Raw genomic sequence first — 15,282 nt, 5'->3', positions numbered from 1 at the left:
TGGAATAGACCTACAAGGTTTTCAAAACCTTGCAGGACAAGTCAAACAATATGCACCATTTGATTTTTATAGTTTGCAATATTATCAACTGTGTCGACCTTTGTCGAATCTTTGGTCATTTTCTTCAAAATTAAGATAACATCATCTATGCCTTTATCCTTGTGTTGAAGGAATATAATTCTTCCTATTTCATTATTGTGGACATCCATCATTTGGGCCAACTCGCTATTGGGTGAAAAATCCTCGTGCCAATCGGTCACTTTTTTTGCCCATCTCACTGCTTTTTCGTCTTTTTTTGTCCATCTCGCACAGCGTCTGGCGATGAGGTAATTCCAAACTGCATGTCGAAAGCCATTTGCTGGGCCATTTGTATGGTGAAGCTTTCCATAATGTTCATTAGAAAGTTTCACACACTTTCTGGTAGCAATGATTGTTGGAATCACAAATAATGGATGCGTCACACAAAGTTTGGACAAGCTCCATACATGTTTTGGCTTTACCAGTTTGATAAGACCCCAAACGTTCATTAGCCTTTATATTCTTTTACAGCTTCGATAAAGGCTCCGGCATTTTCGAGCGGGATATGTGGCAAAATGCCGTGACCGAGATTTACAATATATCGGTCCTTACCAAATTCGTCGATCATCTGTTTTACCATCTCTTTGATCTTTGCGGGAGGTGAAAGCAGGCGCGAAGGATCAAAATTACCCTGTAACGTTATGTTTCCACCTGTCAGATAGCGTGCGTTTCTCGCCGAGCAGGTCCAATCGACCCCTAAAGCAGAGGCGCGACTCCTTGCCATGTCATTCAAAGCAAACCAACAGCCCTTACCAAAGACAATGACCTTGGTTTCATCGGCCAATGCCTCCACGATCTGATTGATATACTTCCAGCTGAACTCTTGATAATCGGTAGGTGATAGCATGCCACCCCAGCTATCAAAGATCTGCACCGCATTAACTCCGGCCTTTACCTTTTCCTTTAAATATAGAATTGTAGTGTCGGTGATCTTTTGGAGCAAAGCATGCGCTGCTTCGGGTTGTGAAAAGCAAAAGCCTTTGGCCAAGTCAAAATTCTTAGATCCTTGGCCTTGCACCGCATAGCATAAAATGGTCCATGGAGAACCGGCGAAGCCGATAAGCGGTACTTCGTCATTCAGTTTTTCCTTGGTCATTTTTATGGCATCCATCACATACCCTAAGGTCTCATCGATATTAGGAACAATCACCTGTTCTACATCTTGTTTAGAACGAATGGGTTCTGGCAACCAGGGACCCACACCTTCTTTCATTTCGACATGGATGTTCATCGCCTGCGGAATAACCAAGATATCACTGAATAAAATGGCAGCATCCATACCGTATCTTCGGATCGGCTGTACGGTGATCTCTGAAGCGAGTTCAGGGGTTTGACAACGCGTAAAGAAGTCGTATTTTTTCTTCAGCTCCATGAACTCTGGTAAATATCTTCCCGCCTGGCGCATCATCCAAACTGGTGGGCGATCCACGGTCTCGCCATTTAAGGCTTTTAAGAATAGGTCGTTTTTGAGATTCGTCATTTGTTGTCGTTCCTGCGCAGACAGGAAGCTATTTTTAATTAATAATTTTCACTGATCGATCAACTGATGATGCTGAATTACTCTTTTGGAGGGCCAGCATCTTCATTATTCCATTCAACGGAGGAATGGTCATATTTCGCCACTTGCACCAACACATTTTCGATAGTTGGTTTGTTTGCAACAATATACCTTTTGGTATGTTTTTTTATTTCATCGGCGGTCGTGTTTCCAATGCAGAATGCAATACTTTCACCCAACTGATTTTTCTCGTGAAAGCTCTCAACTCCACTCGGACTGAAAAATAGGATGCCATCAAATCTTCCTTCGATAATTCTTGAATCGATTACGGTATGATACACGATCTTTTCCTTAAAATTTATCCCATTCCTTTTCAAGGCATTGGGCAGCTCCGCTCTCCTAAGATTTCCACAAAAGAAACAAAATGACTCATTTTTATAGTTTTTAACGATAATATTCGCCAAATCAGCGGCATTTTGCGCCTTTCCTTCAATCTTTAGGTCATTTTCTAGCAAAAGTGCCTCCGTTTTATCGCCCACACAAAAAACCTTCTCGCCCAGGCTCGAAATAAGACTTTTATTTGTTAAAACTGCTTTTACTGCATTCTGACTAGTAAAGATCGGATGTCGGCCTTCACAAGCTTCGGTATCTTCAATTATGACATCCTTAATCTTTATCGCATCATATTCCACAAAGGCGATTCCTGCATTGAGCAGTAGCTCTTTCTGAGCCAGTGTCAGCTTTTTTGTAGAGAGGATGCGTTTGCTCCCTCTCCCTTGGGAGAGGGTTGGGATGAGAGGCTTTTGTGCATCTTCTTTTTCAACGCTATGCTTGTTTCTTTTTCGACTTTCCAACGATCTCAATCGCTGTTCTCTATATTCCTTTTGTTCGTCAACCGCATTTCTGATCTCATTATAAATAAGATCGATATTATCAAAGACATTATTATTTCTGAAACGAAGGATTTTATACCCTAGATTCCTTAATAAAGAATCTCGTGCGTGATCTTTTTGTTCCTGCTCTTTGGTTTCATGATATTTTCCATCAAGCTCTATAACGATACCATATTCTTCGCAGAAGAAATCAACGACATACTCTTTGATCGGATGCTGTCTTCTAAATTTCAAACCTTCAAACTTCCGATCGCGAAGTAGTCCCCAAAGGCCTTTTTCCGCCTTGGTTTGCTGTTGTCTAAGCAATCTTGCTATTTGAGTTTTGAATTTCATAGCGCTCTCCCTGACCCTCTCCCACGGGAGAGGGAACTTTCATGTGTTTATTTCGGCTTTTATCCTCTTCATCAATTCACTACCGCCATCATTCAAGACCTCTTCGGCACAGACGCCTCCAAAGCGTTCAGCTTTTGACAATGAAATTGTTTTTTCTATCGCTATGCGTTCTTTCCCGTCCAAGGAAAATAGCACCCCTCTAAAATGAACTTGGCCATTTTCGATCTGGGCCAAGGCACCGATCGGAGCAGTACAACCACCTTCGAGCTTCCTTAAAAAATCACGCTCTATTTTGGTACAAAGCTCGGTTTCGCTATGGTTCAACTTTGAAAGGGCCTCTCTGCAGAAATGATCATTCTCCATGGCGACGACCAGCATGGCTCCTTGGGCGGGTGCTGGTATCATCCAGTCGAGAACGCTATGATCTTTAGGCTTAAGACCAATACGTTCCAAGCCAGCATTTGCAAAGATCGCACCATTCCATTCGCTATCCTCGAGTTTTTTCAACCTCGTATTTACGTTGCCACGTAAATCGACCACCTTGTGTTCGGGATAGCGGTGAAGCCATTGTGCTTTTCGTCGCAGGCTTCCTGTGGCGATGGTCCCTTTGCTAGTCAAGAATTTCAAATCCCCTTTGTGAACCAGGATATCTTGTACATCGGCTCGTTCTAAAATTGCCGCCTGCACCATTCCTTTTGGCAGGGCCGTTGGCACATCTTTCATACTGTGAACGGCAATGTCAATGTCACCATTGATCATGGCGATATCTAATGTCTTTGTAAAAATTCCTGTGATACCCAATTCGTAAAGCGGCTTGTCCAATACCAGATCGCCCGTAGATTTCACTGGCATCAACTCGGTTTTGAAGCCAAGCGATCTTAGCTTATGACTCACAGTATTTGCCTGCCAGAGTGCCAATTCACTATCGCGCGTGCCAATACGAATTACCTTACTCATTTAGTCGTTGATTTCTAGGTGGAAAACCTTTTTGATAAGTGCCAAACTATCGTCCGAAGCTGTCTTGTCCGTCTTGAGATGGTTGGCGAATTGTGTAGTGATCTTTTGGATGATACGATTGCTAATGATCTCAGCATGTTCGTCATTAAAATCTTCTAGCTTTTTACGTTGGAAGCTAAGCTCGGCATCTTTGATAGAGCGAAGTTTTTGCTTGAGTGCTTTGATAGTAGGAGCAAATTTTCTCGTCTCAAGCCAGTCGGTGAAATCCTTCTGCACTTCTTGGATGATCACTTCGGCGCTAGGGACAAAGGTCTTTCTCCTTTCCAATGTCTCATCGGTAATTTGAGAAAGATGGTCCAAATGCAACAATTGAACATTTTCTAAGTCGGTGACATTGTCATCCACATTCTTTGGAATCGACAGGTCAAGAATGAGCAGCGGTTTATTGTTGTGTATAAGCGCCTTGGTCACGGTAGGATGTAAGGCGCCCGTAGCAACGATCAGCACATCCGTCTTGCGGATCTCTGCTTGTAATTCGGCATAGTCCTTTACAACAAGATTGAATTTGCCTGCAACTTTTTCAGCCTTGTCCTTAGTACGATTGATAAGCGTAATATGTTCATTTTGGGTATGCTTGACCAGATTTTCACAGGTATTTCTGCCAATTTTACCAGTTCCAAAGAGCAAGATGTTCTTGTTTGATATGTCAGCTACATTTTTCAGGATATATTGAACGGAGGCAAAGGAAACTGAAGTAGCCCCAGACGACAATTCTGTTTCATTCTTTATGCGCTTGCTCGCTTGAATCACTGCATTGACCAATCGCTCTAAAAAAGGGTTGAGCAGTCCAATCTTTTTGGACTTGGCAAAGTCTTTTTTAAGCTGAGCGATGATCTCAAAATCACCCAAGATCTGACTATCCAGTCCCGTCCCAACTCTGAACATATGTCCTATGGCATCATAGTTCTTGTACACATAGCCCACTTTCTGAAACTCTTCGACCGTTCCTTGAGAGTTGCCGCAAAGCAATTGAATCAATTGAAAAGGATGTTGTGCAAAACCATAGATCTCTGTTCTGTTGCAAGTCGAGGTCACTGCGATACCATCGATACCCGAAGATTTGGCCTGCTCTAATAAATTCGCCTTGCCAGCTTCGTCCAAACTAAAACGACCTCGAATTTCAGCATCAGCCTTTAAATAGCTGATTCCTATGGTATAAAATGAATTATGTCTAGAAATGTGGTATTGCTCCATGTTTAGGATCATCCTAATTTGTGAACAAAAATAACTTGGGGTGTACGAAAAAAATAACGCTGGAAGAACTATAAATGTCGTCATAGGTAATATTGGACTTTTTTCGACACTTTTCCACATAAAACCTTTAAATTTGCATTAAACAGGGTATTCTTCACTTTTCTGTTTAGAATTATTCTAAATAAAAAATTGATATTTATCATGAATTTTACTGAAAAAAATATCGATAGCGGTTCAATCGATGAGATTCAAATTGAGGATGGCTTCTTTTTATTGAAGCTTAAAAATGATGGTCATGACCTGCAGCAATTTGAGCGTGAGATAGATAGTTCATTCATACAGTTTCACTTTTGTCTAAAAGGAGATTCTATTTTTATCTTCAACAACGGGAATTATACCCTTCCAGTGAAGGAGGAGACTTCATTATTGTTGTACAACCCTCAACAAAACCTACCCTTGAATCTGAAACTTTCACCCAAGACCTGGTTGCTTTCCGTGATCATCTCCATCAAAAAGTTTCATTCGCTTTTCTCAGACGATGCTAACCATATTCATTTTATCAGCGAGGAAAACAAAGATAAAAAGTACTATACCGATGGCCACATAACTCCGGCCATAGCGGTGGTTTTGAGTCAAATTCTAAGTAATAATCTTCACCCTTCCATAAAAAAGCTCTATCTAAAGGGGAAGTTGTATGAGTTGATAGGTCTCTACTTTAATATCAATGAAGATGCCGATATAGCGCAGTGCCCCTTCCTGGTCGATGAAGAAAACGTTCGTAAGATCCGAAAGGCAAAGGAAATCGTCTTAGAGCGAATGTCCGAACCTCCAAGCTTACAAGCACTTTCTGAAGAGATCGGCTTGAGTTTGAAAAAGTTAAAGGAAGGTTTTAAGCAGGTGTATGGAGATACTGTTTTTGGCTTTCTTTTAGATCATAAGATGGAAGTAGCGAGAAAGATGTTAGAGAGCGGGCAACACAATGTAAATGAAGTTGGGTTAAAAGTCGGCTATAGTACATCGAGTCACTTTATAGCGGCATTTAAAAAGAAATATGGGACAACCCCAAAGAAATATTTAATGTCGTTATCTTCGTAAAAAATTGCAAATAGGATCGTTAAGGTCTCAATCACCTTTGAAAAAGTAGCATACAAGATGAAAGGAGTTTTATTGGTTAATCTGGGTTCGCCAGATAGTACAGACTCGAAAGATGTAAAGCGGTATCTAGGCGAATTCTTGATGGACGAACGTGTGATCGACGCGCCATATTGGTTGCGAACATTTATTGTCAAGGGAATCATCTTAAATACACGTCCGAAGAAATCTGCAGCCGCCTACAAGAAAATATGGTGGGAAGAAGGGTCGCCATTGATCGTGCTGTCCGAAAGACTTCAAGCGAAAGTTCAGAAGCAAGTGGAAGTTCCCATTGCGCTGGCCATGCGATATGGAAAACCATCCATAAGATCGGGCATGCAGGAATTATACGACAAAGGAGTCAAAGATGTGTTGATCATCCCTCTGTATCCTCAATATGCGATGGCTACGACCGAGACGATTTTAGTACTGGCCGAAGAACTTCGTAAATCGTTCTTTCCAGATATGACCCTCACCAACGTACCGGCATTCTATAACCATAAAGATTATATACGAGTGCTCGCCAACTCGATCAAGCAATCGCTAGAAGGAAAGGACTATGAACATCTGTTGTTCTCCTACCATGGCGTTCCTGAACGTCATATTCGAAAATCTGATATCACCAAGTCACATTGCAAAATTGATGGAAGCTGTTGTAAAACGCCTTCTCCAGCTCACGAGTTTTGCTATCGTCATCAATGTTATGAGACGACCAGGCAAGTGGCCGAAGTCCTAAATTTCGAAGAAGGCACCTATTCTACGTCTTTTCAGTCGAGACTGGGTGTAGATCCTTGGTTACAACCTTATACCGACCGTACCATTGATAAGTTTGGTTTAGAAGGGATGAAAAAATTGGCCATCGTTACTCCTGCCTTCGTAAGTGATTGCTTAGAAACGCTAGAAGAGATCGCCATGGAAGGAGAAGAGATCTTTCATGAAGCTGGAGGAGAGGAATTTCATGTAGTTCCATGTATCAATGATCGTGATGACTGGGCCGAAGTTCTTGGCCGTTGGATCAATGAATGGGTGGCCAAAGAAAGCGTTATGGCGTAATGGCAAAGGTCTCTTCAGAAGCCTTGGGCAATGAAAGCATCGGAAGCTTATTGATAAAGCAGGCTGTGCCAGCATCGATTGGCATTTTGGTCATGTCCTTGAACATTCTCATCGATTCAATTTTTGTCGGAAATTGGATCGGACCTATTGCAATTGCTGCCATCAACGTAGTACTACCTGTTTCATTCTTCATCGCTGCTCTGGGAATGTCCATAGGTATTGGAGGTTCTTCGATCATTTCTAGAGCATTGGGCTCGAACAACAAGGAAAGAGCGCTCCGCACCTTTGGAAATCAGATCACATTGACCTTGCTATTCACCGTATCCCTCGTCGTTATAGGACTTTGGTTTGTAGATGATATTATACCTATGTTCGGTGGAAAGGGCGATATCTTCGAGCCTGCAAAAATTTATTATACGATCGTACTTTACGGAGTTCCGATTTTAGCTTATGCTATGATGGGAAATACAGTGATCAGGGCCGAAGGAAAGCCTATGTTCGCCATGATCGCTATGATCATTCCTACGGTAGGCAATCTTTTAATGGATTTCGTCTTTATTTACATCTTTGATTGGGGGATGTATGGCGCGGCTTGGGCCACCACAGGATCTTACTTTCTGTGTACGGCCTTTATCTTTTGGTTCTTTAGCTCAAAGAATTCTGAGCTCAAATTGAATCTCCGTCACTTATGGTTGAAGATGGATATCATTTCTGAGATCGGATCGCTTGGAGGTGTCACATTAGCAAGGCAAGCCGTGGTAAGCATCACCTATTTATTGATGAACAATATCCTCTTTGATCTTGGGGGTGAAGCGTTGGTCGCGGTTTATGCTATTATCGGAAGAATGCTCATGTTCGCCTTGTTCCCCGTTTTTGGTGTCACACAGGGCTTTTTGCCCATTGCAGGATATAATTACGGGGCAAAGAAATATCCCAGAGTGAGGGAAAGCATCAATACGGCGATCAAGTATGCTTCCTTGATCGCGACAATGGTCTTCATAGGGCTGATGATATTTCCGGCCGAAATTGCAGACCTATTCTTAAGCAATCGGGCGGATCTTCCAGATAAGGAGATCATGCTTAATGCTTTTGTATTGAATAAAACGCCCACTGCCATGCGCTGGGTCTTTTTGGCAACCCCTATCATTGCCATACAGCTGATAGGCGCGGCCTATTTTCAAGCGATAGGGAAAGCTGTCCCAGCATTGTTACTCACCTTGTCACGCCAGGGATTCTTCTTTATTCCGTTGATATTGATACTACCAAAGTTTTATGGGGAATTAGGGGTTTGGATCTCTTTTCCCATTGCAGATATTTTGGCGACGATCGTTACAGCTTTCTATCTAAATAGAGAAGTGGTGGCGACCCTTGTAAAACCCTTAGAAAAACAAACCTCCCCTTAAGTTCGATACGAACCATGGAGAGGTCTAAAATATAGATTAACCAAAAATCTATTAAAGTGTTACTGGACCGTGATATCAAAGGTAGCCGTGATATCGGTCTCCCCTCCAGCACCAGCAAGGGTACCGTCATTGGGCTTGTTAGGTTCGTGACGCAATACGATCTGTAACGTACCGCTACTTGCCGCTCCAGTGGTCAATGTAAAAGCAACGCCCACAGGATTGTTTCCTGTGTTTGGCGGATAGTCAGACTCCATATCTGCGTAGTCGATCGTTGCATTGAGAGCACCACTCGGCACAAAGATAAATTGGTGCTCTGCCGCTTCGGTCTTTACTTCTTCTGTGATATCGTCTACAGGATTTTCGGTCTCATTCAAAACCACCATTTCCCCATCATAGGTAGTGTTGGCGGCTAGATCACCGCTTACCGTCACAACAGGAGGATTGGGCCCGTCGCCATCGAGGTCCTGAGTTTGCAGGGTGATTCCGGTTAAACTTCCTTGAGGTGTAAGTGTGGCTCTCATTGTGGTGATTACCTCTTCCTCATTGACCTGGCCTGGGGTGTCATCATCAGAACAAGAGATAAACCCTAAAGAAGCGGCTAAGAATGCAGTTAAATAAAATCTTTTCAATTTCATGGTTAAAAATGTTTGTTGTTAATAATTGTATTTGATTCTTAATTGAAAGTTTCTACCCAATTCATCAGCAAAATAACGTTGACGATTCAGGTAATCACGGTAGTTAGTATTTAAGAGATTATTGATAGCGAACCCTACCGAAAGGTCCGCCTTATTGTGGATGCTGAAATCCATACCAGTGTCTAGATTCAGCACATGATAGGCACCTGGAGGGGTATTTATTTCAAGAAGAACATCGGTTTGTTGCTCGGGTGAAAAAACGATGATATCGTCTGGATGTTCGTTCTGCTCCGTCACAAAGATACTTTCGAGTGAAGCATTGAAATTGTGCCACTCTTTCTTAACGAAGGAAAGCTTATTTCTAAAGCGTGGTGCTGGCATGTTGATCAGTGCAATATCTTGAGAAATGTCCGTCCCTTTGACTAAAGAGAAATGGTGGTCCGTCCTCCAATTTTTACTCCAGTTGAAGTATGCCGAGGCATCGACACCCAATAATCGTGCATCCGTCTGTCTATATTCCCACACAGGAAAAGCGCCGCGGATAGTAAATTCCACACCAGTAGGTTCCAACAAAATAAAATCTGTGATGCTGTTGAGATATGGGGAGATGGCCCATCCTAAGTTCTCGGAGGATTGTTCTAGTGATAAGGATACTTTATGCGAAGTTTCCTGACCGATCCGAAGATCACCCAATTCGATCCGTGCGGCAGAATGGTGGAGACCATCGCTGAATAGTTCTGCCGGATTCGGAGCACGTTGCGCCAAGCTATAATTGAAACGAAGCTCTTTGCCATCGTTAAAGTTATATTGAAACCCTGTAGTTCCTGAAAGATTGTGATAATCAAAAACAGGATTCGTCAAGAGTTGTGAACCTCGATCATCGATGACCAGGTCGGCAAAATCGACATCATATCCGCGCTCTTCCCAACGCGAGGTACGGTAGAACTTTTGAGCATCGACCTTATTAAAATCGTAACGCACCCCTGCATCGAAGATCCAATTATCCTTGAAGTATTTTCCAGTAAGAAATAGCCCTGCATCGTTCTTTACATAATCCGGGATCAAACGGCGAACTCCCGTTTCGGGGTTGGCAAAATTATCTTGAAAGCGATACATCGCTCCAACTTCTATCTTATAGTTTTCTTGAGTGTCAAAGGCAAAATCGGCAGCGACCGTATGCGTCTGTAGCAACAGGTCGATCGCTGGCTTGTCTCTATCATCTCCTACTCGAACATCAAATTCGAATCGTTGGTTGCTTTGATAGTCATATTGAAAATTCAATTTTCCCCAATTCTCAAAACGCTTATAGTAATTACCGCGTACCAAATGGTGGGTCACTTCTTGTCGTGGGACGCCGATGTCATAGGTAAAGTCTCTAATGATCAGGGGTCGATCGCTATTGATGGCTCTGATCAAATCATCAACGTTTCCAATGTGCGAGGCAGCAAGCACACCGATGCTTGAGTCGAAATATGAGTAATCGATATCCCAACCCGAAAAGAAGCCTTTTTTCCCAATACTGAGTGAAGCCCCCAATTGTTCAAGGCCTGTATTAGAAAGGACATAATCGGGTGCTTGGTTATCGCCAAAACGTTTGTAGGATGCTTGTCCGGCAATAAACCATCCATTCTTGTAGGATTTCGTAAGAGAAGTTGACAAGCTTCCGCCACGGCCATTGGTCATCCCAACCAAGCTGGTGCTTCCAAAAAGGGAGTCTTTTCTGAGTATTTTCGCTGGTTCTATGATAATGGTACCTCCTATGGCGTCTCCGCCATACTTTAAAGCAGCAGCACCTTTAACAACGGTTACTTCTCCAGCGGAATTGATATCGATATTTGGTGCATGTTCGTCGCCCCACTCCATGTCTTGCATTCGTACTCCATGATTAAGGATCAATACCCGACTTCCTGTCAATCCTTGAATAGTTGGTTTTACAATATTGGCTCCAGTATTCAAGGACGTCACCCCCGGAATTTCCTTTAGTGCGTCTCCAAGGGTGGCAGCGCCATATTTTTCAATAACGGCACCACTCAAACTGGCCTCCTGCGCGGAAGAGGTCTTTTTTTCCGCCCGCCCTATCAAAGTGACCTCATGGAGTTCTTCCACATGATGCTCCAAGGTGATTCGCTTAAACGTGTTTCCCTCTACCTTCACACGAAGGGTTTTTGGATCACATTCAATATGGGACACTATAAACATGTAGTTGCCATCACATAGATTGGATGCTACGAACCGTCCTTGCTTGTCAGTAACATATTCACCTACATTTTCTATATAGACAATCGCACTTTCGAGAGGTGTCTTATCGTGAAAATCGATGACCTCTCCGCTTACGGTACTGGTACATTCTTGCGCAAATACGCTGTAATTGGTTGCTACCAAGAGCAACACTACAATAATTTTTTTCATTTTTAAATTAATAGGGGTGCTTGTAAAAGCATTAGAACCGAGGCCCAAAAAAGGCCACGATAGGACTAAACAGTATTATCCCTTAGATGGCGGGGGTCTGTTGTGAAGTGAATAGTGGATTTCCTTTTTGAGGAAGACCTTCTCAGCAATGAGAATGGGTTGCTGAAAGTAAATTTTCTGTACAATCTCGGAGGGGGCATTAGCGACTTCAACATCCGAGAACTCCGTTTGCATGTTGGTGATCGCATCTTCACACAATGAACACTCGATATGAGAATCTTCAGATAGCTCATGTGTATATACATGAAAAGCGGATACCTTCACACTAATTAGCGCAAAGAATAACAAAAATAACGAGATATGTCTCCAGTTTTGTTGCACGATCTACAAACGTAAATAAAAGATAATTCATAATTTGTTAAAACTGTCTTAATTTGATGATCTTCAATCTAGATTGTTGCTTTATCCGTATTTTTAAGACGGCTAATTCAAAACCATACATTACCATGTTTCATTCTACTTTTCGGACAAGCATAATAGTTGTTCTTTTTTTATGTCAATTTCAAGCTGAAGCACAGCGAAAAAATTCAACTTCAGACGCTGTTTTTCCAACGGAACTCTATTCTTCACTAGAGTATCGTTTAATCGGTCCTTTTCGTGGAGGAAGATCGGCAGCAGTCACAGGAGTTGCGGGGAAACCCAATCTGTTCTATTTTGGAGCCACAGGTGGAGGTGTTTGGAAAACGACCGATGGCGGACGTAGTTGGGAAAATATTTCAGATGGTTTTTTCGGGGGCAGTATCGGTTCGGTAAAGGTGGCTCCCAGTGATGAGAACGTGATCTATGCAGGTGGAGGAGAAAAGACCGTTAGGGGAAATGTGTCATCGGGTTATGGTGTTTGGAAAAGTGAAGATGCAGGAAAAACATGGAAAACGATGGGCCTCAATAATTCTCGACACATCCCTAGAATAGCAGTTCACCCAACAAACCACAATATTGTCTATGCCGCAGTGCTTGGTAATATTTATAAGCCTACGGCAGATCGCGGAATATACAAGAGCATCGATGGGGGGAAAACATGGAAGAAAACGCTCTTTGCGAATGACCAGGCGGGTGCTGTTGATCTGATCATTGACCCTACCAACCCAAGAATCCTCTATGCAGCCACTTGGCGAGTACAACGAACACCCTATAGTTTAAGCAGTGGTGGAGAAGGTTCTGCCCTTTGGAAAAGTACTGATAGTGGCGAAACCTGGACCGAGATCTCAACCAATGCAGGTTTTCCAGAAGGCACCTTGGGAATCATTGGTGTCACCGTTTCTCCAGTGAATGGTGACCGCGTTTGGGCCATCGTTGAGAACGAAAAGAATGGAGGGGTTTATCGCTCGGAAGATGGAGGAAAAACATGGAAACAAACCAATAGCGAACGTAGTCTTCGTCAACGAGCATGGTATTACACACGTATTTATGCGGACCCCAAAGATGAAGATGTTGTTTACGTGGTAAATGTTAACTATCATAAATCGAAGGATGGAGGAAAGACCTTTTCATCATTCAGAGCGCCTCATGGAGATCATCATGATCTATGGATCGCCCCAGAGAATCCCAAACGAATGATCATTGGTGATGACGGTGGGGCACAGATCACCTATGATGGAGGAGCAACTTGGAGTACCTATCACAATCAACCTACCTCACAGTTTTATCGGGTAACGACAGATAATCATTTTCCCTATAGGATCTATGCAGCACAGCAAGATAATTCAACAATCAGGATTTCACATAGAAGTGACGGTTCTAGAATTGGTGAGGATGATTGGGAGTCTACTGCTGGAGGAGAATCCGCGCACATTGCAGTGGATCCTAAGAATAATGATATCGTATATGGTGGTAGCTATGGCGGATTTCTCACTCGGGTCAATCATAAGACAGGAACCGTTCGCGCCATCAATGTGTGGCCAGACAATCCCATGGGGCATGGCGCCGAAGGCATGAAATATCGTTTTCAATGGAATTTTCCCATTATTTTTAGTAAGCATGATCCTAACAAACTGTACACCTTCTCACAACACGTACATGTGACAGATAATGAAGGCCAAAGCTGGAAGATCATCAGCCCAGACCTTACCAGAAACGATCCTGAACGTCAGCGTTCTTCCGGAGGCCCCATCACCCAAGACAATACCGGAGTCGAATACTATTGTACCATTTTTGCCGCTGCCGAGAGTCCTTTGCAAGAAGGTTTACTTTGGGTGGGCAGCGATGATGGGCTCGTACACCTTACCAAAGACGGTGGAAATAATTGGGAGAATGTAACTCCAAAGGGAGCACCAAAATGGTTGATGATCAACAGCATTGAACCCTCGCCTTTTGATGCAGGAACCTGCTACGTCGCTGGAACACTGTATAAAACGGGTGATTTTTCACCATATCTTTACAAAACGACGGACTATGGCAAGAGCTGGAAAAAAATAACGAACGGTATAGATAATGAGCATTTTACACGAGTACTGCGGGCCGACCCAAAACAGAAGGGCCTGCTGTATGCTGGGACGGAAACAGGTATGTATATTTCATTCAATGACGGAGTGACGTGGGAAAAATTCCAATTGAACCTTCCCACCGTCCCAATCACCGATCTTGCGCTGAAAGATGACAACCTCATCGTCGCCACTCAAGGGAGAAGCCTATGGATCATCGATGACCTTACCGTGTTACGCCAACTTTCGAGTGATATGAAAAATAAAGCTGCGGTACTTTTTAAACCGAAAGATAGTTATCGCACCAAAGGAAGCGGTGGAAGCGAATCTAAAACTGCTGGTACCAATCATCCCAACGGAGTGATCACTCATTTCTATCTCAAAGATCTTGATGAGAAAAAAGATACGATCTCTTTGAGCTATATGAAAGGTAATGATACGATCAAGACCTTTAGCAACCACTCTAAGGACCATAAGCTTACGAAGCTACAGAAAGGAGGAAATACCTTTGTTTGGGATATGCGTTACAAAGGCGCTGAACGCCTCAAAGGAATGATCCTATGGTGGGCAAGTCTCAGCGGAGCAAAAGCCGTTCCCGGAGACTATGCGGTGATCCTCAATGTAAATGGGGAGAGCCAGAGACAAAATTTCAAGATCTTAAAAGATGAACGTTCGGAATCTGATCTGGCAGGGATGCAACGGCAATTCGAATTCGTAAAAGGTGTCAATGAGACCATTGATAAGGCGCATAAAAGCATCAAGAAGATACGGAAGGTCAATGAGCAATTGGATGCCTTTAGCAAGCAATATAAAGATGACGATCGAGTGAAGCAGTTGGTAGAAAAGGCAAAAGAGATGAAAGTACAATTGACCGAGGTCGAGGAAGCACTTTACCAAACCAAGAATCGCAGTCGTCAAGACCCATTGAATTTTCCGATTCGTCTGACCAATAAACTTGGGCATTTGAACAGTCTGGTCACGCTCGATGATTTTCCACCTACAGCACAAGATATTGCAGTAAAGAACCAATTGACCAAAGAAATAGAGGCTGCGCTCACAAAATTTGACAAGGTCTTAACAGATGAGGTGGCAAAATTCAACCAAGAATTTAACAAGTTGCAATTGCAGTACTTGTTTGTAGAAAAATAATTAATTTTT

The 15,282-nt window shown here is 42.9% G+C and carries 11 protein-coding genes; 4 read left to right on the top strand and 7 right to left on the bottom strand.

The annotated features are described in order from the left end of the window. Positions 1-41 precede the first annotated feature (41 nt). From ACFQ1M_RS12540 to hemA, 5 genes are all read right to left on the bottom strand, one after another. Positions 42-527, bottom strand: a complete 486-nt coding sequence (locus ACFQ1M_RS12540; RefSeq protein ID WP_386408717.1) for a DUF6973 domain-containing protein — start codon at positions 525-527, stop codon at positions 42-44. Then, positions 527-1,558, bottom strand: a complete 1,032-nt coding sequence (gene hemE / locus ACFQ1M_RS12535) for a uroporphyrinogen decarboxylase (protein ID WP_386408716.1) — start codon at positions 1,556-1,558, stop codon at positions 527-529. Before hemE ends, ACFQ1M_RS12540 begins: the two co-directional genes overlap by 1 nt. Positions 1,559-1,635: 77 nt before the next feature. Beyond that, positions 1,636-2,802: a DUF559 domain-containing protein gene (locus ACFQ1M_RS12530; protein ID WP_386408714.1), complete on the bottom strand. Its 1,167-nt coding sequence runs from the start codon at positions 2,800-2,802 to the stop codon at positions 1,636-1,638. A gap of 39 nt (positions 2,803-2,841) precedes the next feature. Continuing rightward, on the bottom strand, positions 2,842-3,759 hold the full coding sequence (hemC, locus tag ACFQ1M_RS12525; protein WP_386408712.1) for a hydroxymethylbilane synthase: 918 nt from the start codon (positions 3,757-3,759) through the stop codon (positions 2,842-2,844). Then, positions 3,760-5,013 (bottom strand): glutamyl-tRNA reductase, encoded by a 1,254-nt coding sequence (hemA, locus tag ACFQ1M_RS12520; protein WP_386408710.1) that lies wholly within the window; start codon positions 5,011-5,013, stop codon positions 3,760-3,762. Between the two features lie 201 nt (positions 5,014-5,214). Between hemA and ACFQ1M_RS12515 the strand changes: the two genes are divergently transcribed. The 3 genes from ACFQ1M_RS12515 to ACFQ1M_RS12505 are packed head-to-tail and all read left to right on the top strand — an operon-like array spanning position 5,215 to position 8,600. After that, complete coding sequence (locus ACFQ1M_RS12515; RefSeq protein ID WP_386408708.1) at positions 5,215-6,108, top strand: helix-turn-helix transcriptional regulator; 894 nt, start codon at positions 5,215-5,217, stop codon at positions 6,106-6,108. Positions 6,109-6,165: 57 nt separating this feature from the next. Beyond that, positions 6,166-7,197 (top strand): ferrochelatase, encoded by a 1,032-nt coding sequence (gene hemH / locus ACFQ1M_RS12510; RefSeq protein WP_386408706.1) that lies wholly within the window; start codon positions 6,166-6,168, stop codon positions 7,195-7,197. Continuing rightward, entirely contained in the window at positions 7,197-8,600 is a 1,404-nt protein-coding gene (locus ACFQ1M_RS12505) for an MATE family efflux transporter (protein WP_386410854.1), read from the top strand. The genes hemH and ACFQ1M_RS12505 overlap by 1 nt, the downstream gene beginning before the upstream one ends. A gap of 59 nt (positions 8,601-8,659) precedes the next feature. Here ACFQ1M_RS12505 and ACFQ1M_RS12500 read toward each other — a convergent pair whose 3' ends face one another. Both ACFQ1M_RS12500 and ACFQ1M_RS12495 read right to left on the bottom strand, forming a co-directional pair. After that, a complete protein-coding gene (locus tag ACFQ1M_RS12500; protein ID WP_386408704.1) occupies positions 8,660-9,235 on the bottom strand; it encodes a type 1 periplasmic binding fold superfamily protein in 576 nt (191 codons plus the stop codon). Between the two features lie 18 nt (positions 9,236-9,253). Further along, the gene (locus tag ACFQ1M_RS12495) at positions 9,254-11,644 is read right to left on the bottom strand and encodes a TonB-dependent receptor (RefSeq protein WP_386408702.1); all 2,391 of its coding nucleotides are present in this window, start codon (positions 11,642-11,644) and stop codon (positions 9,254-9,256) included. 506 nt (positions 11,645-12,150) lie between these two features. Between ACFQ1M_RS12495 and ACFQ1M_RS12490 the strand changes: the two genes are divergently transcribed. Further along, positions 12,151-15,273, top strand: coding sequence for a WD40/YVTN/BNR-like repeat-containing protein (locus tag ACFQ1M_RS12490; protein WP_386408700.1), 3,123 nt, complete (start codon positions 12,151-12,153; stop codon positions 15,271-15,273). Positions 15,274-15,282: the final 9 nt, after the last annotated feature.

This window comes from Sungkyunkwania multivorans (assembly GCF_042675645.1).
Lineage (GTDB): Bacteria > Bacteroidota > Bacteroidia > Flavobacteriales > Flavobacteriaceae > Sungkyunkwania > Sungkyunkwania multivorans.
The sequence above is the reverse complement of the archived record's forward strand: the minus strand, read 5'-3'. Positions and strand labels throughout refer to the sequence as shown.

Coding starts and splice junctions, on each gene's coding strand:
- ACFQ1M_RS12540 (WP_386408717.1), bottom strand. CDS start 527: ATGAACGTTTGGGGTCTTATCAAACTGGTAAAGCCAAAACATGTATGG.
- hemE (WP_386408716.1), bottom strand. CDS start 1,558: ATGACGAATCTCAAAAACGACCTATTCTTAAAAGCCTTAAATGGCGAG.
- ACFQ1M_RS12530 (WP_386408714.1), bottom strand. CDS start 2,802: ATGAAATTCAAAACTCAAATAGCAAGATTGCTTAGACAACAGCAAACC.
- hemC (WP_386408712.1), bottom strand. CDS start 3,759: ATGAGTAAGGTAATTCGTATTGGCACGCGCGATAGTGAATTGGCACTC.
- hemA (WP_386408710.1), bottom strand. CDS start 5,013: ATGGAGCAATACCACATTTCTAGACATAATTCATTTTATACCATAGGA.
- ACFQ1M_RS12515 (WP_386408708.1), top strand. CDS start 5,215: ATGAATTTTACTGAAAAAAATATCGATAGCGGTTCAATCGATGAGATT.
- hemH (WP_386408706.1), top strand. CDS start 6,166: ATGAAAGGAGTTTTATTGGTTAATCTGGGTTCGCCAGATAGTACAGAC.
- ACFQ1M_RS12505 (WP_386410854.1), top strand. CDS start 7,197: ATGGCAAAGGTCTCTTCAGAAGCCTTGGGCAATGAAAGCATCGGAAGC.
- ACFQ1M_RS12500 (WP_386408704.1), bottom strand. CDS start 9,235: ATGAAATTGAAAAGATTTTATTTAACTGCATTCTTAGCCGCTTCTTTA.
- ACFQ1M_RS12495 (WP_386408702.1), bottom strand. CDS start 11,644: ATGAAAAAAATTATTGTAGTGTTGCTCTTGGTAGCAACCAATTACAGC.
- ACFQ1M_RS12490 (WP_386408700.1), top strand. CDS start 12,151: ATGTTTCATTCTACTTTTCGGACAAGCATAATAGTTGTTCTTTTTTTA.